The organism is Jeongeupia chitinilytica (genome assembly GCF_014652315.1).
In the GTDB taxonomy this organism is placed as follows: domain Bacteria; phylum Pseudomonadota; class Gammaproteobacteria; order Burkholderiales; family Chitinibacteraceae; genus Jeongeupia; species Jeongeupia chitinilytica.
In genome coordinates this window covers 129861-151857 of sequence record NZ_BMYO01000003.1, presented here as the reverse complement: position 1 = coordinate 151857, position 21997 = coordinate 129861, and the positions used below count along the sequence as shown (strand labels likewise).

At 64.3% G+C, this 21997-nt stretch carries 18 protein-coding genes; all 18 read right to left on the bottom strand.

What is annotated here, in order from left to right; all coding sequences use genetic code 11:
* Positions 1-17: 17 nt before the first annotated feature.
* A complete protein-coding gene (pbpC, locus tag IE097_RS06555; RefSeq protein ID WP_229797463.1) occupies positions 18-2156 on the bottom strand; it encodes a penicillin-binding protein 1C in 2139 nt (712 codons plus the stop codon).
* Positions 2146-7830, bottom strand: coding sequence for an alpha-2-macroglobulin family protein (locus IE097_RS06550; RefSeq protein WP_189459363.1), 5685 nt, complete (start codon positions 7828-7830; stop codon positions 2146-2148). Before IE097_RS06550 ends, pbpC begins: the two co-directional genes overlap by 11 nt.
* A gap of 116 nt (positions 7831-7946) precedes the next feature.
* The gene (gene rfaD / locus IE097_RS06545; RefSeq protein WP_189459362.1) at positions 7947-8942 is read right to left on the bottom strand and encodes an ADP-glyceromanno-heptose 6-epimerase; all 996 of its coding nucleotides are present in this window, start codon (positions 8940-8942) and stop codon (positions 7947-7949) included.
* 1 nt (position 8943) lies between these two features.
* Positions 8944-10635, bottom strand: a complete 1692-nt coding sequence (locus tag IE097_RS06540) for a glycoside hydrolase family 9 protein (RefSeq protein ID WP_189459361.1) — start codon at positions 10633-10635, stop codon at positions 8944-8946.
* A gap of 31 nt (positions 10636-10666) precedes the next feature.
* A complete protein-coding gene (locus tag IE097_RS06535) occupies positions 10667-11554 on the bottom strand; it encodes an ROK family protein (protein ID WP_189459360.1) in 888 nt (295 codons plus the stop codon).
* Positions 11551-12237 (bottom strand): uracil-DNA glycosylase, encoded by a 687-nt coding sequence (locus IE097_RS06530; protein WP_189459359.1) that lies wholly within the window; start codon positions 12235-12237, stop codon positions 11551-11553. The genes IE097_RS06535 and IE097_RS06530 overlap by 4 nt, the downstream gene beginning before the upstream one ends.
* A complete protein-coding gene (locus IE097_RS06525) occupies positions 12234-12719 on the bottom strand; it encodes a PilZ domain-containing protein (protein WP_189459358.1) in 486 nt (161 codons plus the stop codon). Before IE097_RS06525 ends, IE097_RS06530 begins: the two co-directional genes overlap by 4 nt.
* A gap of 28 nt (positions 12720-12747) precedes the next feature.
* Complete coding sequence (locus IE097_RS06520) at positions 12748-13539, bottom strand: TrmH family RNA methyltransferase (RefSeq protein ID WP_189459357.1); 792 nt, start codon at positions 13537-13539, stop codon at positions 12748-12750.
* The gene (locus IE097_RS06515; RefSeq protein WP_189459356.1) at positions 13539-14837 is read right to left on the bottom strand and encodes an HDOD domain-containing protein; all 1299 of its coding nucleotides are present in this window, start codon (positions 14835-14837) and stop codon (positions 13539-13541) included. The genes IE097_RS06520 and IE097_RS06515 overlap by 1 nt, the downstream gene beginning before the upstream one ends.
* A complete protein-coding gene (locus IE097_RS06510) occupies positions 14834-15583 on the bottom strand; it encodes a class I SAM-dependent methyltransferase (RefSeq protein WP_189459355.1) in 750 nt (249 codons plus the stop codon). Before IE097_RS06510 ends, IE097_RS06515 begins: the two co-directional genes overlap by 4 nt.
* The gene (gene motB, locus IE097_RS06505; protein WP_189459354.1) at positions 15580-16467 is read right to left on the bottom strand and encodes a flagellar motor protein MotB; all 888 of its coding nucleotides are present in this window, start codon (positions 16465-16467) and stop codon (positions 15580-15582) included. The genes IE097_RS06510 and motB overlap by 4 nt, the downstream gene beginning before the upstream one ends.
* Positions 16468-16482: 15 nt before the next feature.
* Complete coding sequence (gene motA, locus IE097_RS06500) at positions 16483-17343, bottom strand: flagellar motor stator protein MotA (protein WP_189459353.1); 861 nt, start codon at positions 17341-17343, stop codon at positions 16483-16485.
* Positions 17344-17452: 109 nt separating this feature from the next.
* A complete protein-coding gene (gene rnhB, locus IE097_RS06495) occupies positions 17453-18034 on the bottom strand; it encodes a ribonuclease HII (protein ID WP_189459352.1) in 582 nt (193 codons plus the stop codon).
* Positions 18031-19209: a lipid-A-disaccharide synthase gene (gene lpxB, locus IE097_RS06490; protein ID WP_189459351.1), complete on the bottom strand. Its 1179-nt coding sequence runs from the start codon at positions 19207-19209 to the stop codon at positions 18031-18033. The genes rnhB and lpxB overlap by 4 nt, the downstream gene beginning before the upstream one ends.
* 19 nt (positions 19210-19228) lie before the next feature.
* Positions 19229-20005 (bottom strand): acyl-ACP--UDP-N-acetylglucosamine O-acyltransferase, encoded by a 777-nt coding sequence (gene lpxA / locus IE097_RS06485; RefSeq protein WP_189459350.1) that lies wholly within the window; start codon positions 20003-20005, stop codon positions 19229-19231.
* 21 nt (positions 20006-20026) lie between these two features.
* On the bottom strand, positions 20027-20476 hold the full coding sequence (fabZ, locus tag IE097_RS06480) for a 3-hydroxyacyl-ACP dehydratase FabZ (RefSeq protein WP_189459349.1): 450 nt from the start codon (positions 20474-20476) through the stop codon (positions 20027-20029).
* A complete protein-coding gene (gene lpxD, locus IE097_RS06475; RefSeq protein ID WP_189459652.1) occupies positions 20473-21519 on the bottom strand; it encodes a UDP-3-O-(3-hydroxymyristoyl)glucosamine N-acyltransferase in 1047 nt (348 codons plus the stop codon). Before lpxD ends, fabZ begins: the two co-directional genes overlap by 4 nt.
* On the bottom strand, positions 21519-21977 hold the full coding sequence (locus IE097_RS06470; RefSeq protein ID WP_229797462.1) for an OmpH/Skp family outer membrane protein: 459 nt from the start codon (positions 21975-21977) through the stop codon (positions 21519-21521). Before IE097_RS06470 ends, lpxD begins: the two co-directional genes overlap by 1 nt.
* Between the last annotated feature and the right edge of the window lie 20 nt (positions 21978-21997).

The window sequence follows — 21997 nt, the reverse complement described above, 5'->3', positions numbered from 1 at the left end:
CGTCCACACCCTGCCTGCTACCAGGGTTTGCGCCCCGGCTTCGCCACCGCGCCCCGAACCTCGAAACGGCGTTCCTCGACCAGCGCCCCCGCGGACGTACGCAGTTGCAGCAAGTGCCGTCCGGGCCACGGAAACCACGACAGACTCGCCCCGCCCCCGACGCGCTTTCCGTTGAGCCACCAGCTGCCGCCGGTGACGCCTTCGGCACGGAAAACAATGCGCTGACTGCGTGGCGGGATATCTGGATCGAGCGCGTAGATCGCGCCGTTCGCAGGATTGACGATACGCGCCGGCGAAGACCGGGCATCCGCCGCCGTTGCGAGCCTGATTTCGGCCCGCTCCGTCCCCTTGACGAACCATTCCTGCCTCGTCGCCTCGACACCGTTTTCAAACACCACGCGCTGCGCCACGACCCCGGACGGCGGCGTCGGCGGGCGCGACGGCGATTGCTGCACCCGGTTCATTACCGCCAGCCACACCGGTGCTGCACCGTGCATGCCCGAAACGTCCCACATCGGCTCGCCACTGGCATTGCCGACCCAGACCCCCACGGTGTACTGGCGCGAAAAACCGACCGTCCAGTTGTCGCGCATGTCCTTGCTGGTGCCGGTCTTCACTGCGCTCCAGTAGCGCGTTGCCAGTGCGCTTTCGAGTCCGAACGTGCGCGAGCGCGCCGTCCGGTCCGACAGGATGTCGGCAATGATGAAACTGGTTGCCGCGTCAGAAATGCGCCTGCCCGGCACGGCCGGCGTGTCGCGACGCAATCGCGGTGGTGACACGACCCCGCCATCGGCGAGCGCCCGGTAGGCATTGGCCAGGTCGACCAGGCGCACGTCAGCCGCACCGAGCGACAGCGAATAGCCGTAGTAGTCGCCCGCCTCGGACAGACTCGTCAGCCCGAGCGCATACAACCGGTCGCGCAAGCGGTTCGGCGTAACGATCTCGATGGTCCGTACGGCAGGCACGTTCAGCGACGACGCCAGCGCCGTCCGCACCGAAACCGGTCCCTTGAAGTCACGGGCGTAGTTCTGCGGCATGTAGAGCCCGCTGGCCGTCTGCAGATCGAGCGGCGCATCGTCGAGCAGCGACGCCGCGCTCAGCCAGCGCCCTTCGAGTGCCAGCTGGTAGAGGAAGGGCTTGAGTGTCGAGCCGGCCTGACGCAACGCCACGACGGTATCGACATCGCGCGCCCGTGACAGCCCGCCACTCGATCCGACCCACGCGAGCACATCGCCACTCGCGTTGTCGAGCACGATGACCGCACCGTCCTGCACGTTGCGCTGCGACAGCTCGAGCAAGTGCCGGCGCAGCGTCTGGTCGGCAAAACGCTGCAAACCGGCATCGAGTGTCGTCGGGATGCGCTGACCGGCCTTGGCCCCGACCAGCACCTGACGGGCGAAATGCGGCGCCAGCGATTCGGGCTGCACATCGGGCACCGCCTTGCGGGCCAGTGCAAGCTGCGTTTCGCCTCGCAACCCGCCGCAATCGTCCGCCACCTTCATGTCCTTGAGGATCACACAGGCACGATCGGCGACCCGATCATTAGATGCATTCGGCGCACGGATCAGCGCAGCGGCAATCGCAGACTCGCGGGCGTTGAGCCCCGCTGGCAGTTTGCCGAACAGCGTTGTCGATACCGCGGACAGCCCGACGAGTTCGCCACGGAAGCTGACCAGATTCAGGTAGGCCTCGAGAATCTGCGCCTTGCTCCAGTCATGTTCGAGCGAGCGCGCCGACACGCTCTGCCCGGCTTTCTGCCAGAAGCTGCGCCGCCCCTGATCACGGCGGAGGTCCTCGTCGATCAGGCCGACCAGCTGCATCGTCAACGTCGACGCACCCCGCGTCTTGCTGCTCCACAGGTTGCCCCATGCCGCAGCGGCAACAGCCGACCAGTCGACGCCACTGTGCACATAGAAGCGCTTGTCTTCCGACACGACCAGCGCATGGCGCAGCGCCGGCGAGGTTTCCGCCAGCGTTACCCAGTCGCCGCGCCGCTGCTTCATGTCGACACGGACGCGCTGGATCTCGACGCCATGCCGGTCGAGCAGCACGGCATCCGATGAGCGCCAGTCGGCCTTGACCGCCTCGAACGTCGGCAGCGCCCACGCCGGCAGTGTCGCCAGCGCAAGCACCGCCACTCCCCACTTACTTCGCATCAACGACCTTGAATGCCGCATTGGGGAACACGCCGAACACGTCCGGCGCATACATGGCTTCGACGCGTGTCGGTGGCAGTTTGAACTCGCCGGCGCTGTTGAGCCGCACCGTGTACTCGACCGAGAACGTGCCGCGCGGCACGTAGCCGTAATAAGCACGGTAGCCCGCAAAGCGGCGCTCCTCGTACGCCGGCCACGCCTCACCCTCGCGCTTCTCGCCACGGGTGGCGATCGCCGAATCGCGCCCCAAGCCACCACCCAGCACCGTTGCACCGGCCGGCACCGGGTCGTCGACAACCACCCAGGTCATGTCGCTTTGCGCATCGACATCGAGCCTCACCCGCAGCACGTCGCCACGGCTGTACTGCCCCGCCACCTTCTGCTCGACTGCGCTGACGGTCTTCTTGACCCGGAAACCGGCACCCAGCGGTGCCTTGAGCGGCACTGCGGCCGAAACCTGCACGGTGGCCCATGGCGCACCGGCACCATCGTGCTTCAGGCTCAGTACCCCTTTGCCACCCACAGGCCACGGCAGCGCAATCGGTACCGGCGTTGCCGCGGGCCAGCGCTGTTCGCGGCTGGCATCGCCAAGCGCCACTTTCGTCGCACCGGACACCGGCGTGGCATCGAACTGTCTGGCGAAGGCCGCGACGGCGAGCGAGCCCCAGACGTTGGCCGTCGTGGTCCGCCACGTGCCTTGCGTCTGCCGGCCGATCAGCCCATTCAGCAGACGCGGCATATCATCCTTCCAGCCCGGCAGGCTGCGCGTCACCAGCAGCAACCGCGCCGCATTGACGTCGGCACTGCGCATCAGCCACCACCAGTCGTCATCCTTTTCGGTCGAGAACTGCAGCCGGGTACCCTGATACGTCAGCCGGCCACGCAGCAGCTGTTCGGCCTCGGCAAGCTTCGCTGCACGTTCCGGCAGTGCAGGCAGATGTTCAAGCAGCGACAACCAGTCGACCAGCATCGCCGTCGGCCAGGTGTTCGGCTGGATCGCCAGCACTGCCAGCTGGCGCGGCTCGGCGCGACCATACCGGCTCAGTGCCTCGAGCGCGGCAAGGCGGCGCGCGTCGATGTCCGAACGCGGCGCCCATGCATCACGCTTGAGCTTGCCTTCGACAAAGCGGGTCAGCCCCTGCAGCATCTTCTCGCGACTGGCATCCGGAATCGCCCAGCCGGCCTCGGACGCAACCGCCAGCAGATAACTCGTCAGCGTATCGCTGCCGCTGGCCGCATCGCCCTCGCGCGGCGGGAAGTAGTTGGCCAGCCCGTCGGCATCGAGGTAAACGGGCAGCTCGGCCATCAGCGCGTCCCAGCGTGCCTTGTCGGAAAGGCCGATCGCGACCGACGCCTTCTGTTCAAGGCAGACGTAGGGATAGTCGGCAAACCAGCGCCGCACCGCCGGCAACTCGGCCGACAACCGCGGCTGCAGCTGCACCGATACGCCGCCGCGCGCCGGCAACGCTGCCGCGGGCAGTGCAAGCGGAATGCTCACCTCGGCATCGATCCGCCGCAGCGTCGCCTGCTGCACCGTCACCGGCACCGCCGGTTCGACCTGCTGACTGAAACTCAAGCGATCAACCGCCTTGCCACCGACTTCGCTGGCAACCAGCGTCCACTTCAGCGACTTGAGCCCGTCCGGCACCGTCATCGGCCAGACCAGCTCGCGCGCCTCGCCGGCCGGCAGCGCCAGCTTCGTCACCGGCAGCGCCGGCAAGCCTTCGGCCTGCGCGCTGATCTGGACATTCATCGCCCGCGCACTGCCGTTGCGCAGCGTCGCCAGCGCACGGACTTGGTCCCCTTCGCGCACCAGCGGTGCAAATCCCGACGTCAGTTGCAGATCCTGCGTCACCGCCACGCTGGCCGAACCGGTGCCGAAGTAGCCGGTGCCGGCATCGGCCACCGCAACGAAACGGAAACGGGTCAGCGCATCGTTGATCGGCACGGCGATCTTCGCCCTCCCGTTGGCGTCGAGCACCAGCCGCGGATTCCACACCAGCAACGTGTCGAACAGCTCGCGTGTCGGCGCAAAACCGCCACCGCCGCCCGGTGGCAGTGCCTTGCGGCCGTAGTGGCGCTTGCCGATGACCTCAAGCTGCGCCGTGGCAGTTTCGACGCCGTAACTGCGTCGCTTCAGCATCGCTTCGAGCAGGTTCCAGCTTGAGTTGGGCTGCAGTTCGAGCAGCGCCTCGTCGACGGCGGCAAACGCAACTTCGGTCCCGGCCGGGGCCGGCTTGCCGTCAGGCAACTTCACCTGGACGGTGACTTGCGCCGTTTCTCGAACCCCGTAGCCGGGCTTGTCCGGCGTCACCGTAATGCCCAGCCTGTGGCCGGCCTCGCCGACGCGGATCTCGGCGATGCCGTATTTGAATGCCGGCTTGGCCAGATCGACCGTTGCCGTTGGCGCCTGATAGTCCTTGCCTTCGTTCCAGTACGCGTCCCACCACGACACCGGCGCCTTCCAGCCCCAGGTGAAGAACGAATACCAGGGCACATCGCGGACGCGGCCGCGCACCGCCAGCACCGACACATAAACGTTGGGCGCCCAAGCCGCACTGACTGGCACTTCGATCATCGGCGACTTGCCTTCGAGCTGGACCACGCGCGTTTCGATCACGCCTTCGCGCTCGATCGCCACCCAGGCGGTCGCTTTGCGGAACGGCATGCGGACCTGGAAGCGGGCGGTTTCGCCGGGCTTGTAGCTTTCCTTTTCGGCGAGCACGTCGATCCGGTCGTTGTTGTCAACATCGAACCACAACTCGTCCTGCTTGCTGACCCAGACCGACTGTGCGGCGCGGGCACTGTGACCCTCACCGTCGTCGGCACTGGCGACGAGCTCGATGCTGCCGGCATCCTTCAGCGCAAGATCGCAGAACACGAGCCCGCGCGCGTCGGTTTCGCCGCTGCAGACCTTGCCCAGATCGTCGACCTGTTCGTCGTGGTCGTAGGCGTAGAAACCGCCGACCAGTCGTTTGCGCGTCGACTGGTAGGTGTGGCGCACCGCATTGACGACGACCTTGCGCCCGGCCACCGGCTTGCCGTTGGTATCGAGCACGATGGCCTTCAGCTTCGCCTCGCGCCCTACCGAGACCCAGTCGTCGACGGCAAGGCCGACCTGTACCGCTGCCGGCCACAGGGGCACGGTCCGCGACAGCGTCTGCACCTCGCCGTTCGGATCGGCGTAGGTCGCCTCGGTCACCATGTCGTACGGCCGGTCGATGGCCGGCAGGCCCTTGACCGCTACTTTTCCGCCGCCATTGGCGTCGAGGGTCAGCGCGGCCTTGTCGAGCATCACCTTGCCGTCGAGCGATGTCTGCGCCTCGTTACGCTTGGCCTCCGGCGGGCTGAAGGAGTAACCGTCATAACCTTGCGGGCGTGCATAGCGCTCGCGCAGCATTGCCGACACCTGTACCGGCAGACCTTTGGCCGCACCGCCATTGACGTAGGCCAAGGAGACATTGAGCGGCACGTCTTTCGGCGCGATGCCGGCCTTCGCCGGCACGGTCAGTGAGCCGGTCATCACCGGCAGGCGGAATTCCTCGACACGGAACGTCCCGGTATACAGCGTCACGCCGTTGCTGCCATAGCCGTCGTCGCTGCGTGCCTTGCTCGCAGTCTTTTCCAGCACGATCGAGTACTCGCCGAGCTTGGCGTCCTTGGGCAGCTTGAAGCTCGAATCGGCGTAACGCCCCTGACGCCAGCTCAGCGGTTGACGGTATTCCTGGCCGCTGCCCTCGTGGACGATGCGCAGCTGGTCCGGCAACTGTCCCGCCTTCGGCAATGCAAAGCCCTTGCTGGTCTCGACGCGCAGGTAATGCTTCATCGACACCGTTTCGCCGGCGCGGAACAGCATCCGGTCGAGCACCGAATGCGCCTGCACCGAAGGCCGGTCGGAGGTACTGGTCGGAAACGGGAAGCGCCATGATTCGATGCCGCGATTCCAGCCCGAGCGGACGAAGGACACATCGGTCACGCCCTTGTCGGTCTTGCGCGCAGTCACGAAATAACCGTCGAGCGTCGTGCCGCTGCACTCGGGCTGGCCCAGTGCCTGCGGTACGGTCGCAACACCGTCGGCGCCGGTCTTGCCGTGCCAGCGGGCGACGCCCTTGCAGTCGTAGATGCTCACCTCGGCCTGCGGCACCGGTTGCCCGCGGTCGAGCGTGGTCACCCACACGGCCGCATTGTCACGCCCCTGCTTGAAATGCACCGCCAGATTGGTCACCAGCACCGCACTGCGTACGTACATGGGCTTGCTGGCACCCAGCAGTGCCTTGCCGAGCAGACGCGACTCGATCTCGACCACGTGCAGGCCCGGCGTCCTGAGCGGAATGCCGACCACTTCGAACGGCCAGCGCCCCTTGGCATCGGGCTTACCGGGCAAGGTCAGCGGCGTCACGCCCTTCTGGCCCTTCAGCAGGCTCAGCCGCCGCGTTTCGACCTGTTCGGTCTTGCCGCCGCGGTTCACCGGCACGACACTCTCGTGGTAGTCGAGCACCTTGGCCAGCCACGCCATCATGCCCTTGTCGTCGTTGACCGACAGCGTTTCCGCACCGACGCGCACTTCGCCGACCTTGAGGTCGGACTCGACGTTGCGCAGTGTCACCGGCAGCGCCGCGTCGTCGCCGAGTTCGATGATGCCGAACGGCGCGGCGGCAAATTTTGCCAGCGGCGGATAGTCTGTCGTTTTGAACGCCAGCGGAAACGCCGACGCATTGACGAGCTTGCGCCCGGTGTCGTCAACCAGATCGCCGGGGAGTTTGATCGTGAACGCACCGAGCGCGGCGAAGGGCGGTTTGAACTGCACCGAGTCGACCGTGCCGTTGCGTGCATCGCGATCGGGCTCCGGCGCCCGCTCGCCCTCGGGCGTCACCAGCCGGATCTTGTCGGCGAGTTTTTGCAGCACCGGCGCGCTGAACGACAGCGTCACCGGCTTGAACGGAATGCACGCGGCCTTGGCGTTTTCGCGCGCGCAACTGAACGATGCGCTGAATTCGGGCCGGACATCGAACTCGCGCACCTCGGCCTTGCCAATGCGCGGCTGGGCCAGCACGACCTTCTTGCCGGCCGGCAGCCGTTGCGCACAGCGCACGGCCTCGATCGTTGCGGCGCGTTTCTGTTCGCCAAGATGCTTGACCAACGTCGCCGTATCGGCCGCGGACAGTCTCGTCACCGGCACACGTTCGGGCAGACCCTCGATCTTGCAGAAGAGCTGGGGCTGCTTGCCCGCCAGCGCGCCGTTGTAGCGCAGTACGAAGGCCTGATCTTCCTCGACGGTTTCGCCACGATCCGGCCAGCTTTCCGCGATTGCCAGCGCGCCGGTCGAGAACTGGAACGTCTTCTTGCCATCAACCGGATTGCCGTCGACGCTCTTGAGCCCCGGCTTGAGCGTAAAGCGGCATGCCGTCTCGGCGGACAGGTCGCCGCTGATGTCGATCACCCAGCTTCGGTCGTCGATCCAGCGTCCCTTGCCGGGCAGGTTGCAGGAAACCGAAAACGGCGCGGCGGCCGACACATCACCCATCCGTACCATCGGCGCCGAGAAGGTGGCGCGCACCTGCTCGACCTGCCGGACTTCGCCCTGCGGCGAAAAGGTCGTGACATTGACGGCGGCCTGGGCCGTACTCAGACCCAGCGCCAGTACACCGGCAGAAAACAGATGGAAGACACGCATCGGGGCGCCCCGGAAAATGGCAAGCCGCCATTCTTACACAAAATTTTCACCCACCCCGATCAACGGAAAGCAAAAAGCCGGCTTTCGCCGGCTTTTTGTGCGTGCATCATGTCGGATCAGCCCTGAAGCAGCGATTCCACATAACGCGACACGCCTTCCTGCACGGTGAGGAACGCTTCGGTATAGCCGGCTTCGCGCAGCAGTGTCAGATCGGCTTCGGTATGACACTGGTACTTGCCCTTGAGCGCATCGGGGAAGTCGATGTACTCGAGGATGCCGTTGCCGACCATCTCGTCGAGCGTCAGGATCGACTTGCCCTCGGCGGCACGGCAGGTATTGACCACGGTCGACGCTACGTCGTTGAACGGTTGCGCCTGACCCGAGCCAAGGTTGTAGATGCCGCAGACTTCGTCATTGTCGAGGAACCACAGGTTGGCCTTGACGATGTCCTCGACCGACACGAAATCGCGCAGATGGCCGCCCGGCACATAGCCGCCGTACTCGCCGAACAGCTTGACCTTGCCCGACTCGCGATACTGGTTGAAGTTGTGGAACGCCACCGATGCCATCCGGCCCTTGTGCCATTCGCGCGGACCATAGACGTTGAAGTATCGGAAGCCGACCGCCTGCGCGGAGAGCTCCTCCCAACGACGGCGCAAAACCTGATCGAACAACAGCTTCGAATAGCCGTAGACGTTGAGCGGGCCTTCGCATTCCGGATCTTCGCGGAAGCCGTTGTCGCCGTTGCCGTAGGTTGCCGCACTCGATGCATAGATGAACTGCGCCTCCTCGGCCTGACACCATTCGAACAGACCCAGCGTGTACTGATAGTTGTTCTCCATCATGTACTTGCCGTTGTGCTCCATGGTGTCGGAGCACGCGCCCTGGTGCAGGATGGCGGTGACTTCACCGTCGTAGCGGCCACTGGCCAGCTCGGCAATGAAATCGTTTTTGTCGACGAAGTGGCTGATCTGGGTGTCGGCCAGATTGCGGAACTTGTCGCCGCGAGTGAGGTTGTCGACGGCGATGATGTCGGTTTCGCCACGGGCATTCAGCCCCTTGACGATGTTCGAGCCGATAAAGCCGGCTGCGCCGGTCACCACGATTGCCATATCAGTTTTCCTTTTTCAGTCGGGTGCACAGCGCGAGGAACAGCCACGCGCCGTGCGGCATCCATTGTTCGGTCCAGCGCCAGCTGTGTGCCATGGTCGCATCGGCAGATTTCTTGAAGTCGATGTCCTGATCGTCGTCGAAGCCGCCGGTAATGCCATTGCACACGCCACCGGGCGCATTGTAGTAGCCCGGCTCGTAACGCGGGTTGTTGCGCCCCCAGCCTTGCAGCATGCAGGCATCGTACGGATTGGCGCCCAGCACCCAGTCGAGCGCATTCTGGCCGTAGGCCGCGATACGGTCAGCCAGATCGCCTTCGCCGGCAAACAGCGCTGCAGCACGGCCAGCCGACGCAGCCACCGAGCCGAGCCGGGCATTTTCACCCTGCCACCAGTAGCCGGTGCCGTTGTCGTGCGGAATGAAGAACTGCACCTTGGCATCCTGCCCCGGCAGTTTGACGTACTGACGCGGATAACCGAACGGATTCGTCACCTCACCGGTGATGCGCAGCTCGTACTCGTACGCATTGCGCAGCGTTTCGCGAATGCGGCCGGCCAGCGGGCTCGCCGGTACGACCTCCAGATATCGCATCAGTGCGATGTACGGCAGACCGGACTCCGCGGCATGGAAATAGCTGCGTTCGCCCGCTGCATCGGCTGCAAACCAGCCCTCCATCTGCTGGCGCTCGAGCAGGTTCAGCACCCGGCGCGTCGCGGCATCGGCATAGACACCGTCGCCGGTCACCGCCAGCAGCTCGGTTGCGGCCAGCAGCGCGCAGTAGTCGTCGATGATGTTCTCGACGCCATCTTCCAGATAAGCGATGTTGTTGGCCTCGAGATGGGCAAACCCGGTCCGCGCAGCCTTGAGGTAATCGGCACGGGCAAACCCTTCGCCGTCACGCCCCAGCGTCGATGCCCGTGCCAGTGCGGCAATCGCGCTGCCGGCACCGTGGCGCCAGGCGGACTGGTAGGTGTCGTACTTGTCCCCCTTCTGCGTCTTGTACTCGCAGATGTCGCGACGGTTTTCGTCCTTGCTCCACTGGTCGAAGACGGTCATGTAAAAGTAACCGGCCGGATCCTGCATGCGAACGAGGAAATCGGCACCATGCAGCGCTTCGTCAACGATGCGCTCGTTGAACCACTTCGGTTGATCCGGCAGCTGCGCGAGACCGTCGATCAGGTTCCAGACGACCTGCGGCGTCTGCTGCGGGTTCATGAACTGCGCAAACGACAGGTGACTCAGGTATTTGGAACAGTCACCCGAAGCGTCATACCAGCCGCCGTGCACGTCGCGACGCTCGTCCGAACCCCACTTCGGCCGGGACCGGTCGGCCAGGTCGTACAGCCCGGTACAGCGCTGGCCCTTGATGTAATGGATGATGTCGGACAGCAGCAGCTCACCGAACAGGCCTTCGCCGATCGCGAAAGTGTGCGATACCAGCGCCGGGGTCACGCCGTCGACCACGATGAAGTACTCGCCCGGGGTGGTCAGTGCCGAGAAGTCGGCCGACCAGAAGTGCCAGTTCTTCCAGCGGGCCACGCCACCTTCGGCGCGAACCGCACCGCGATGCACGCACTCGCGCGTTTCGGCGTCATGAATGGCGAATGTCGTCAGCGCGGCATCGGCCGGCGCTTCGATCAATGCCTGCTTGCGGGTCTGCGGCTCGAAGCCCAGGTGGTTGAACAGGATTTTCATGATCAGTCTCGCCCTTGGTTGTTATTGGAGGTCAGAACAGCCGCTTGCTTTGAAACCAGTTGCGCGCCGCGCCGATCATGCCGGCATTGTTGCCGGCACTGGCAAGCACGACGTCACTCATGTTGCGGAAGCCAGGCTCGATGCGCACGCTGATCGCGGCATGCAGCTCGTTCAGGAAACGCTCGCCGCGGCTACTGATGCCGCCACCGACGATCACGCGCTCCGGGTTAAGCACATAGATCAGGTTGACGATGCCCGTCGCCAGCAGATCGAGCCACTCTTCAACGACGCGCCCCATCTGCGCGTCGCCGGCATCGCGCGCAGCGAACACCGACCGGCCATCCCAGTCGCTACGGCCACTGACGCGGATGGCCTCGGTGACGAGGCCGCGCATCGATGCGTGGTTTTCCCAGCAACGGTCGGCAATGCGCATATAGCCCCACTCGCCGGCGGCCGAGCGCGCGCCCTGGTACAACTTGCCGTCGATGACGATGCCGCCACCGATGCCGGTACCGATCGCCAGCGCAATGTAGTGCCTGATGCCCTTGGCCGAACCCTGCCAGCCTTCGGCCAGCGCAACGCAGTTGACGTCGTTCTCGATCGTGACCGGCAGACCGAACGCCGTCTCGAGCGCCCGCTTTGGCGACATGCCGACATAGTCCGGCACCGCTTCGGCAGCGCCAAGAATCCGACCGCTTTCTGCATCGACCAGACCGAGCGAACTGATGGCGATGCCGCACACCTCGTTTTGCGCAACGACCGGTCGCGCCAAGGCAACCAGGCGGTCGAGCAAGGCCGCGCCCCCCTCCTGCGCCTGCGTCGGCACCGAGTGTGCAAGCAGCACTTCGCCGCTGTCGCTGACGATGCCGTACTTGATCTGCGTACCGCCGATATCAAAACTCAGTAGTTTCTGGCTCATTCGACTCGCGCCCAGTTGATGGGCGCCTTTCCGTGTTGTTCGAGATAGGCGTTGGCCGCAGAGAAATGGCCGTTGCCGAGGAAGCCGCGATAGGCCGACAGTGGCGACGGGTGTGCCGATTCGAGCACGCAATGCCGGCCCGCATCGACATGACCGGCTTTCTTTTGCGCGTAGGCACCCCAGAGCATGAACACAAGCCCGTCATGGCGCTGCGCCAGCTCGCGGATCACCGCGTCGGTCACGGCCTCCCAGCCACGTTTGGCATGCGAACCGGCCCTGTCAGCCTCGACGGTCAGGACGCTGTTCAGCAGCAGCACACCCTGCCTCGCCCAGCCCTTCAGATTGCCGTGCTGCGGCGGGGTGATGCCAAGGTCACGCGCGATCTCCTGCCAGATGTTGCGCAGGCTCGGCGGCGTTTTCACCCCGTACGGCACCGAAAAGCTCAAGCCATGCGCCTCGCCGGCGCCATGATAGGGATCTTGCCCGAGAATCACGACGCGAACGTCGTTCGGCGCCAACTCGGCAAGCGCGGCAAACCAGTGTTCGCGCGGCGGATGGACGGTTTTGCCGGCCGCCAGTTCCGCATCGAGGAAAGCCGACAGGCTTGCGAATCCGGCACTCTCACTGACCGGCGCCAGCGCCTCCCGCCATGCCGCGGGGACTTGATCTGCCAGGGCGCTCACGATTTCGCCTCGCGATCGTGGCGGATCTGCTCCCGATGCCGGCGAAACACATAGCGCTCGAACGCATCACGGGCCGCCGGATGATCAAGCTGCCATCGCGCCGTAACCGTTGCCATCGCCGCATCGATCGCGACAATTTCTGCCGGCAGCGCCAGCAGATGCGGCAACGCCTCACCGGGCGCGATCGACAGGCAGCCGCGCTCGCCGATGCTGACACCGCCCCCTTGCCAACGGACGAACTCCAGCCCGACCGTGACGCCCGCCGGCGCCGGCAAGATGGGGTTGGCCAGTCGCGCCAGCCAGATCAGCTGCAGATCGAGTCTGCCCTGCTCGGCCGAAATCGGCTCGGCACGCTCGGTGACGTCGAAATCAGCCAGGACATCGAGATAGCGCGCCACTTCGAACGGCTGCCAACGCGCATCGGGCTGCCAGACCAGCGGCAAAATGGCGTCGAAGCAGACACCTTCGGGAAATGCACTCATGCGTTCAGGCCGGACTTTAAAACGGCGATTATACCCGCGGCACACCGCCAAGCTGCCGCACGCGCTCGTACAGGCAGATCGCCGCAGCAGCACCCACGTTCAATGACTCGATGCCGGCGGCCATCGGAATGCGCAAGCGCTTGCCGGCGCGCGCAGCCAGTTCCGGGGACACACCGAGCCCCTCTGCACCGAGCACCAGCGCCAGATCGCCGACCAGATCAGCCTGATAGAGATCGACCCCGCCGTCGAGCAACGTCGCTGCCAGCGGGCCGGCAAAGCCGTCGAGCAACGCCCCCAGCGGCGCGCGCTCGATCAGCGGCAGCACGAAATGCGCGCCCATTGCGGCGCGGAGCACCCGGGGCGACCACGCGTCGGCGCACCCGGGGGACAGCCACGCCTGATCGACCCCTGCCGCAGCCGCGGTGCGCAGCAATGTTCCGACGTTGCCGGGATCCTGAATGCCGTCAAGCAACAACACGAAACCGTTCGTTCTGGCGGCCGGCGCAACGGGAATCGCGGTCAGTGCCAGCACGCCGGTCGGACTCGGCAATTCGGTCAGCGTGGCAAACAGCATGTCGGCCATCGGATGCACCGGCAACCCCGCCCGGGCGAGCAACTGCGCCACCTCGGGCCGCTGCATGCCGCCCTCGGTCACGATCAGCCGTTGCAGTGGCCAGTTTGCCGAGAGTGCGGCGTCGATCAGATGCGGGCCGTCGAGCAGCGTCAAACCGAGCTTGAGCCGGTCGCGGCGTTGCGTTGCGAGCTTGTGCAGCTGCTTGTAGAGCGGATTCTGGGCGGACTGAATAAGGTCTTGGAGCATTACGGCACGGTCCGGCTGGCAAGTGCGCGACTCGTCAGCTGGCAGATTTGTTTGAAGTGTTGATAGACCTGCGCGTCGATCGGCATCGATTCCGGCCGGTCGGCAAACAGCATGCCGACGGGTTTGTCTCCGACGAACAGCGACATCGCGCAGAAATCCGCGGAACCAACGGTCGCCAGCACGGCACCGCCAAGTTGCGGCAGCAACTGCGGCCGGCTTTCGGCGCTCAGCCAGACTGCTTGCGGCTTTCGCATCAGCTGGGAAAACAGCTGCGGCTCGTCCATCGACAAGGCAAAGGCACGCAACGGATCATTGTCGTCGGCGCCGATGCAGAAACGCGCCAACAGCTGCCGCTCCTGCGGAATTGCCAGCAGCACCCGCCGCATCTGCAGCCCTTCCCGCAAAGCCTGCACCGACAGACGCATGATCTGGTTCGCCGGCAAGCCCTGCAAACCGGCCAGATGCAGCGCCTGCATCCGCTCCGCCAGCACATCCTTGGTCGGCGCGGCGCGCGGCCACGCCCCGGGCAGCATCGGCAGCCAGCGCGCCGGCGGCATGACCATGGCGGCCAGGGGCGCGCGAGCATGCGCCAGCAGCGACTCCCGGACCAGTTGCCAGACCAGCTCTTCCGGGCGATCCAGCGCAATGGCGGCCTCTTGCAACGCGTCGGTCACGGCGTCGAGCCACCAGCCGGACTCGAGCGCTCGAACCAGGGCCAGCAACGCCTGCTGCAGCTGCTGCCGGTGCGAAACCGGCTCGCCGTCTGTACACAGCTGGCAGAGCGCCTCGGGAAACTGCCACGCCTGCAGCAGGTCGGCACACTGCAACCCCGGCTCCTCGCCAAACAGCTGCGTCAGCAGTTCCACCAGCGAGGCAAGCAAGGCCGCGACCTGCGGTTCTTCCGGCCGGGCATCCATGCGTTCGACCGCGGCACGCCGGGCGGTTCTGGCGGCCAGCTGAGCACGCGACACCAGCGCCAGACAACGACCCAGACGCTCTTCATCGCCGGCCAGCTGCGTTTCGAGCACCACGCCACGGGCATGTCGCTCCAGAAACGGCAGGACCCCAAACAGCATCACTGCGGCCTCGATCGAGGTCACGTCGACACTGACGCTCGTTCGAGGGCGGCGACTGATATCGCGCAGCACGGTCGCGGTCAGCAGCGGATCGGTGAGCACGACTTCGGCGACCTCCGCAGGCTTGATCCGCTCCGCCCGTCGCAACATGGCAGCCAGTCGCTCGCGCGTCGCCAGCAATGCAGGAAGCGGCACCTCGAAGCGGGCCGGCGGCACACTCATGCGCCGGCTACCGGACGAGTCTGCGAATTGGGATGCCATACGAGCAACTCACTCTGTTTCCAGTCACCGACCGGATGCCTTGCATGCGGCGGAACGCCATCGATTTCAAAGCTGTTACTGATCAGTATGGCGCTGCTTGCCATTTCGGCGCGCGCCTTGTTCCATAGCGCCGCCATCGGCGCTGGCGACAGATAGGCGTAGACCACATCGTACGCCGCGAGGTCGATCGCAAAGGCGTCCGCCCGATGCCAGTTCACGCCGCGCTTGCGAAGGCGCAACCAGCCGGCACACCACGGCAACCACGCCAGTTCGACGCCGGTGAGACGCAGATCAGGGCGTCTGCGCGCCAGCCAGGCCAGCACCGTCCCGGTGCCGGCGCCAAGGTCGATGACGTGCGCCCCTTGGGGAATCAGCGGCTCGAGTTGTCGCAACGCACCGCGGTTCGACAGGTAGAGCGGCACCCGCGACCGGAATGCGCCGGCGCCGATCGCCCAGGTCAGGATGGCGGCCACCAGCCAGAACCACGACGGGATATTCCCTGAAAGCGCCAGCAAACCTACCGGCGGCATCACCGCATTCAACAATGCCATCCACCAGCGCCGAAAGTGAAGTGCAGCCAATCCACCGCCAGCAAGCGAGGCGAAACCCATCAGGACCGGCGCCGACACAGGCATCCACCATTGCGCCAGCAACGTCACTCCCAGCGCGACGCACTGCAGCAGAACGATACGAAAAATGACGGTCATGCGCCTGCTTGCTGCGGTGCACTCGCCTCGCTGGCTGACATGCCAGCCTGCTCCCGGATGTCGCCTTCTGCCTCTTTGTTGAGCACGACAATACTGATGCGGCGGTTCACCGGGTTAAGGCGGTTGCCGGCATCCAGCGGCACCTCGTCGGCAAAGCCGTTGACGCGCAAGACCTTTTGCTCGGACAGGCTGCCGTGAATCAGCTCGCGCCGCGCCGTATTGGCCCGATCCGCCGACAGCTCCCAGTTGCTGAAGCCGCGCTGGCCGCTGGCATACTGCTGGGCATCGGTATGACCGGATATCGATACCGAATTGGGCACATCATTCAGCAGTTGCGCAATTTCATCGAGGATTTCTGCTGCGTACGGCTCCAGCTCGCTGGAGCCGGACTTGAACATCGGCCGGTTCTGCTTGTCGACGATCTGGATGCGCAAGCCTTCCGCAACCATATCCAGTCGCAGCTGGTCCTTGAACTGGGCCAGCTTGCTGTTTTTCTTGGCCTTGTCATTCATCAGCGTTTCGAACTTCTTTTTCAGTGCCGAAAGCCGGTTTTTGTCCTTCTGCTGATCCTCGATGGTCGGCGTGCCTTTTTTGAGCTGACCCGTTTTTTGTGACAAGTCCTTCCCACCACCTTTGACCAGCGAATCGGCATCACCGGCCCCTTCGCCGCCGCGGCTGGCGACCTTGAGCGGGTTCGAGAAGTAGTCGGCAATCCCCTTGAGGTTGCCCTTGGACACCGAACCAAGCAGCCACATCAACAGGAAGAAGGCCATCATCGCGGTCACGAAGTCGGCGTAGGCGATTTTCCAGGCGCCACCGTGATGGCCATGGCCGCCTTTTTTTACGCGCTTGACGACAATGGGCCGTTGCGATTCGTCACTCATCGCTCATCTCTCCGGCTACTTGGCCTTGGCCTGCTTGACGAAGTCCTCAAGCTCCTTGAACGACGGCCGTTCGGTCGAGCTCAGCGCCTTGCGGCCGAACTCGACCGCCACCTGGGGCGCATAACCGTTCAGGCTCGCCAGCAGCGTCACCTTGACGGTATTGAGGACCTGGCTCGATTCCTCGACCTTGCGTTCGAGGATCTGGGCCAACGGCCCGACGAAGCCGTATGCCAGCAAAATACCCAGAAAAGTCCCGACCAGTGCCGCACCGATCAGGCCGCCCAGCTCCGATGGCGGCAGGTGCAGCGAACCCATCGTGTGCACGACGCCCATGACCGCGGCGACGATACCGAACGCCGGCAGGCCGTCGGCGAGCTTGGTGATAGCGGTGGCCGGCACGGCGGCTTCATGATGATGGGTATCGATTTCGACATCCATCAGGTTCTCGATTTCGAAGGCATTGAGATTGCCGCCGACCATCAGGCGTAGGTAATCGGTGATGAACTCGATCAGGTGATGGTCTTTGGCAATCCGCTCGTACTTGGCGAAGACGGGGCTGTTGTGCGGATCTTCGACGTCGGCTTCGATCGACATCAGGCCTTCCTTGCGCACCTTGCTCAGCAATTCGAACATCAGCGCAAACAGGTCCATGTAGAACGCCTTGCTGTAGGCGCTCCCCTTGAACAGGGACGGCAGCGATTTCAGGACCGCCTTGAGCGGCTTGCCGCCGTAGCCGACGATCATTGCACCAAGCGCCCCGCCAAAGATGATGACGATTTCCGTGGGCTGCCAAAGCACGGCCAGATGACCGCCATGCGCTGCGTAGGCCCCGAAAATGCAGGCGCACATGAAAATGTAGCCGATGACAACAAACATCGTCCCTATCCCTGAGCTATTTTTTGTCGGTTCATTGTCGGTGATGCACTTGCGCCGCGGCAACGCCTAATGCGCGCCGTCGCCTGCATCACCCCGGTTTTTGCAACAGTCAGAACAGGTCCGACCGTGACAGCAAGGCCCTGACCGGACCGAAGCTGCGGCGATGCTCCGGGGTCGGCCCCAGACGCTGCAACGCTTCGAGGTGCGCCGCGGTCGGATACCCCTTGTGTTTCGCCATACCGTAACCCGGGTAGCGTGCCTCGAGCTCGAGCGCCTCTCGATCACGCGAAACCTTGGCCAGGATCGACGCCGCGGCAATCGACTCCACCTTGGCATCCCCCTGGATGATGGCCTCCGCCGGAATCGTCAAGCGCGGCGGAATCCGGTTGCCGTCGATCTGCGCCGAAGTGGCCGCCACGGGCAAGGCTTCGATCGCCCGCCGCATGGCGAGAAAGGTGGCCTGCAGGATGTTAATCTCGTCGATTTCAGCGGCGCTCGCACTGGCGACCGCCCACGCAACCGCACGTTGCTGGATCAGCGGAAACAGTTGCTCGCGCTTCTTTTCGGACAACTTCTTCGAGTCATTCAGCCCGACGATACCGTGATTGACCGGCAGGATGACGGCGGCAGCATAGACCGAGCCGGCCAGCGGCCCCCGCCCCGCCTCGTCGACGCCGCACACCAGCGTCATGCCCGCACCCCCAAAAGCCGGATCACCGCATCGGCAGCACGTTCGGCGGCATTGCAGCGCAAGGCTTCGTGGTGCGCGGTAAAACACTCGGCCAGCTTGCCTGCCAGCCGTTTGTCCACCACAAGATTGGCGAGCGCCTGACTGATGTTTTCGGCCGTCGCCTCGTGCTGGATCAGTTCCGGCAATACGAAACGGCCCTCCAGCACATTGGGAAGACTGACGTACGGAAGACGCAATTTCTTTTTCACCATCCGGTAGGTGAAATCGGTAATCCGGTACGTTACGACCGTCGGCCGCTTGGCCAGCATTGCTTCCAGCGCCGCCGTACCGGAGGCTACCAGGATCGCATCCGCCGCCTGCATGGCTTCGTGCGCGTGCCCGAACATCAGGCGGAACGGCAGCGTTTGCGCCCCCTGGCGCCACATTTCGTTCTCGAAATACAGCCGGGTTTCCCGGGTAATGAACGGCACCAGGAAGGTCGCATCGGGAAAACGCTCGTGCAAGCGCTTGGCCGTCTCGACAAACAATGCGCCGAGCATTTCCAGCTCGTTCTGGCGACTGCCCGGCAGCAACGCGAAAACCGGGCCGGTCGTGCCGATGTCGAGTTGCTCGCGCAGCGCAGCCTGATCCGGCTGCACCGGCATCAGATCCGCGAGCGGATGACCGACGTAGGTCGCCGGAATCCGGGCCTCGCGATAGATCTCTTCCTCGAACGGAAACAGCAGCAGGATGTGCGACACTGCTGCGCCGATCTTTTTCAGGCGCTCCGGCCGCCATGCCCACACCGACGGCCCGACGTAGTGTACGGTCGGAATGCCGGCAGCCTTGGCGGCGGCCTCCAGACCCAGATTGAAATCCGGCGCGTCGATTCCGATCAGCAAGTCGGGCCGCTCGGCAAGAATGGCTTTCTTCAGACGCCGGCGAATGCCAATCAGCCGCGGCAGGTGCTTGAGCACCTCGACGTAACCACGCACGGCCAGACTTTCCATCGGCACCATGCTGTATGCGCCAGCGGCCATCATTTTCGGACCGGCGATGCCGGAAAACTGCGCGTCAGGCAGTCGGGCCTTGAGCGCGTGCATCAGCTGAGATCCGAGCAGGTCGCCCGAGGCCTCGCCCACCACAATGGCGATGCGGGGCCCGCGCCGTCCGGCTTCAAAGAGTCGATCGTTCATCGGCTCGTCATATAAGGGGTTAGCGAATGATGCCGCGCTGGCTCACGGCGAAAAAGTCGACGAAGCACTGGAGCTCCGGCGCCGCGGCAGCGTCCGCCTCGATCGTTGCCCTGGCCTCGTCGAACGGCAGACCTTGGCGATAGAGCTGGCGATAAGCCTGCTTGACCCGTGCAATCGCCTCGGCACTGAAGCCGCGACGCTTCAGCCCTTCGCTGTTGATGCCTCGCGCCACGGCACGATTGCCCTCGCAGATCACGAACGGCGGCAAATCCTGAACAATGATCGAGCCACCGCCGGCCATGGCGTGTGCGCCAATGCTGCAGAACTGATGGATCGCACTGAGGCCGCCAAGAATGGCCCAGTCGGCGACATTGACATGCCCGCCCAGGGTTACGGCATTGGCGAAAATGGTGTTGTCGCCGATGACGCAATCATGACCGATGTGCGCATACGCCATGAACCAGTTGTTGTTGCCGATCCGGGTGACGCCACGATCCTGGATTGTCCCGACGGAGACGGTCATCGACTGGAAGAACGTATTGCCGTCGCCGATTTCCAGCGCGGTCGGCTCGCCTTTGTACTTTTTGTCCTGCGGCGCGCAACCAATGTGGCTGTGCGGATGGAAACGATTGCCGGTACCGATCCGCGTCACGCCTTCGATCTGCACACCGGCACCGACCACCGAGCCGGCGCCGATGCGGACGTCGGGGCCGATCACCGCGAACGGACCGACCTCGACGTCGTCGGCCAGCTCGGCCCTGGCATCGACCAGCGCGGCGGGATGGATCTTCGGCATATACGTTCCCCGAGCGGTCAATTAACGTTTGATGACGCGGTGCGCGCTCATCAGGTCGGCTTCGGCAGCGAGCTCTTCGCCCACATAAGCCTTCGCCGCGTACTTCCAGATGCCGCGCTTTTGCGCAACGATCTCAACGCACAGCGTCAATTGGTCACCCGGCAGCACCTGCCGCTTGAAGCGTGCATTGTCGATGCCGGCGAACAGATACAGCGAGTCCTCCGGCACTTCTTCCACGCTTTTGCACGAGAGCACGCCGGCGGCTTGCGCCAGCGCTTCGAGAATCAGCACGCCCGGCATGACCGGATACTGCGGAAAATGCCCCTGAAAGAACGGCTCGTTGACGGTGACGTTCTTGATCGCCTTGATCGACTTGCCCGGCTCGAGTTCGACAACCCGGTCCACCAGCAGGAATGGGTATCGGTGCGGCAGGCATTTGACGATATCGAGTACATCCATCACTTGGCTCATTCATTCTCTCCGGTGGCGACGCTCAGGCTCGCCATTGTTTTTTCCAGCTGTTTGACACGCTGCGCCAATTCACCGAGATGGCGCAATTGCGCGGCGTTCTTGACCCAGTCTCCGTGGGCCTGCATCGGGTACGGCCCACCGTAGGCGCCAGGCTCGCGGATCGACTTGGCAACCAGCGTCCCGCCCAACACGACGGCGCCGTCGCAGATTTCCAGATGACCACTGATCATTGCAGCACCACCGATCTGGCAACGCGCACCGATTTTCGTCGATCCGGCGATGCCCACGCAGCCCGCAAGCGCCGTGTGCGCGCCGATCTCGACGTTGTGGGCAATCTGGATCAAGTTATCGATCCTTGCCCCGCTACCGATGACGGTGTCTTCCAGCGCGCCACGATCGATGGTCGTATTGGCACCAATCTCGACGTCGTCGCCAATGACGACACGTCCGACCTGCGGAATCTTTTCCCAGTGATCGCCTGCCCAGGCATTGCCGAACCCGTCACCACCGAGTACCGCCCCCGGATGAACGATCACGCGGCTACCGATCTGGCAGTCGTCCATCAGCGTAACGGTCGGATGCAACAAGACATCGTCACCCAACTCGACCCGCGCGCCGACATAGCTGTTGGCCATGATGATGCATCCGGCGCCGACCACCGATCCGGCACCGATCACGACGTTCGGGCCGATTTCCGCCGCATCGCTTACCCGCGCACTCGGATCGACGCAGGCGCTCGAATGAATGCCCGGATTCGCGGTTCGCTGCGGATACAGGAGTTGCGCCGCTTGGGCATAAAAGAGATAGGGATCCTTGGCAATGACATGCGGGCGTCGCAAGCCCACCGCATCGGTCGCCCGTACGACCACCACACCCGCAGCACTGCTTTCAAGCAGTGGCTTGAAGCGGGGATTGGCCAGAAACGTCAGCGCATCCGGCCCCGCCGACTCCAGCGAGGCCACACGCACCACAAGAACGTCTTCACCATGCGCGGAGGCGCCGAAACGCGCCGCCAGCGTCGAGATCCTGATTGGGGCCGGCATCACTTCTCCGACAGCAGTCGCAACACCTTGTCGGTGATGTCGATGCGCGGATTGCGCCATGCCGCTTCCTGCAGGATCAGGTCGTACTTCTCGTTATTGGCGATCTGTTGAATCGCGCCATTGACGCGTTCCTGGATGCCGGCAAGTTCTTCATTGCGGCGCGTATTGAGGTCTTCGTTGAGTTCACGCTGCATACGCTGGAAATCCTGATTCAGACGAATCAGGTCGCGTTCCTTCGCTTTGCGGTCCGACTCCGACACCCCGGGTCTGTCCATCTGCGCCTGAAGATTCTTGCCCTGCGCGGAAAGCCGCTGCAACTCCTGGCGACGAAGATCGAACTCCTTCTCGAGCTTTTTCCCCGCCTTTTGCGCCGGCGCCGATTCGCGCAGGATGCGGTCGGTATCGACGAAGCCGATTTTCATTTCCGCAGCCCATGCCGATGCGCTCGTCAGCAGCACAGCACCAAGCAGCCATCCTG

Excerpts from the sequence above, each read along its gene's own strand:
- motA (WP_189459353.1), bottom strand. The coding sequence starts at position 17,343 with ATGTTTGTTGTCATCGGCTACATTTTCATGTGCGCCTGCATTTTCGGG.
- fabZ (WP_189459349.1), bottom strand. The coding sequence starts at position 20,476 with ATGAGCCAAGTGATGGATGTACTCGATATCGTCAAATGCCTGCCGCAC.
- IE097_RS06535 (WP_189459360.1), bottom strand. The coding sequence starts at position 11,554 with ATGAGCCAGAAACTACTGAGTTTTGATATCGGCGGTACGCAGATCAAG.
- IE097_RS06525 (WP_189459358.1), bottom strand. The coding sequence starts at position 12,719 with ATGAGTGCATTTCCCGAAGGTGTCTGCTTCGACGCCATTTTGCCGCTG.
- IE097_RS06515 (WP_189459356.1), bottom strand. The coding sequence starts at position 14,837 with ATGAGTGTGCCGCCGGCCCGCTTCGAGGTGCCGCTTCCTGCATTGCTG.
- IE097_RS06540 (WP_189459361.1), bottom strand. The coding sequence starts at position 10,635 with ATGAAAATCCTGTTCAACCACCTGGGCTTCGAGCCGCAGACCCGCAAG.
- lpxA (WP_189459350.1), bottom strand. The coding sequence starts at position 20,005 with ATGCCGAAGATCCATCCCGCCGCGCTGGTCGATGCCAGGGCCGAGCTG.
- IE097_RS06510 (WP_189459355.1), bottom strand. The coding sequence starts at position 15,583 with ATGACCGTCATTTTTCGTATCGTTCTGCTGCAGTGCGTCGCGCTGGGA.
- rnhB (WP_189459352.1), bottom strand. The coding sequence starts at position 18,034 with ATGACGCTGGTGTGCGGCGTCGACGAGGCGGGGCGGGGGCCGCTGGCC.
- motB (WP_189459354.1), bottom strand. The coding sequence starts at position 16,467 with ATGAGTGACGAATCGCAACGGCCCATTGTCGTCAAGCGCGTAAAAAAA.
- rfaD (WP_189459362.1), bottom strand. The coding sequence starts at position 8,942 with ATGGCAATCGTGGTGACCGGCGCAGCCGGCTTTATCGGCTCGAACATC.
- lpxB (WP_189459351.1), bottom strand. The coding sequence starts at position 19,209 with ATGAACGATCGACTCTTTGAAGCCGGACGGCGCGGGCCCCGCATCGCC.
- lpxD (WP_189459652.1), bottom strand. The coding sequence starts at position 21,519 with ATGCCGGCCCCAATCAGGATCTCGACGCTGGCGGCGCGTTTCGGCGCC.
- pbpC (WP_229797463.1), bottom strand. The coding sequence starts at position 2,156 with ATGCGAAGTAAGTGGGGAGTGGCGGTGCTTGCGCTGGCGACACTGCCG.
- IE097_RS06520 (WP_189459357.1), bottom strand. The coding sequence starts at position 13,539 with ATGCTCCAAGACCTTATTCAGTCCGCCCAGAATCCGCTCTACAAGCAG.
- IE097_RS06550 (WP_189459363.1), bottom strand. The coding sequence starts at position 7,830 with ATGCGTGTCTTCCATCTGTTTTCTGCCGGTGTACTGGCGCTGGGTCTG.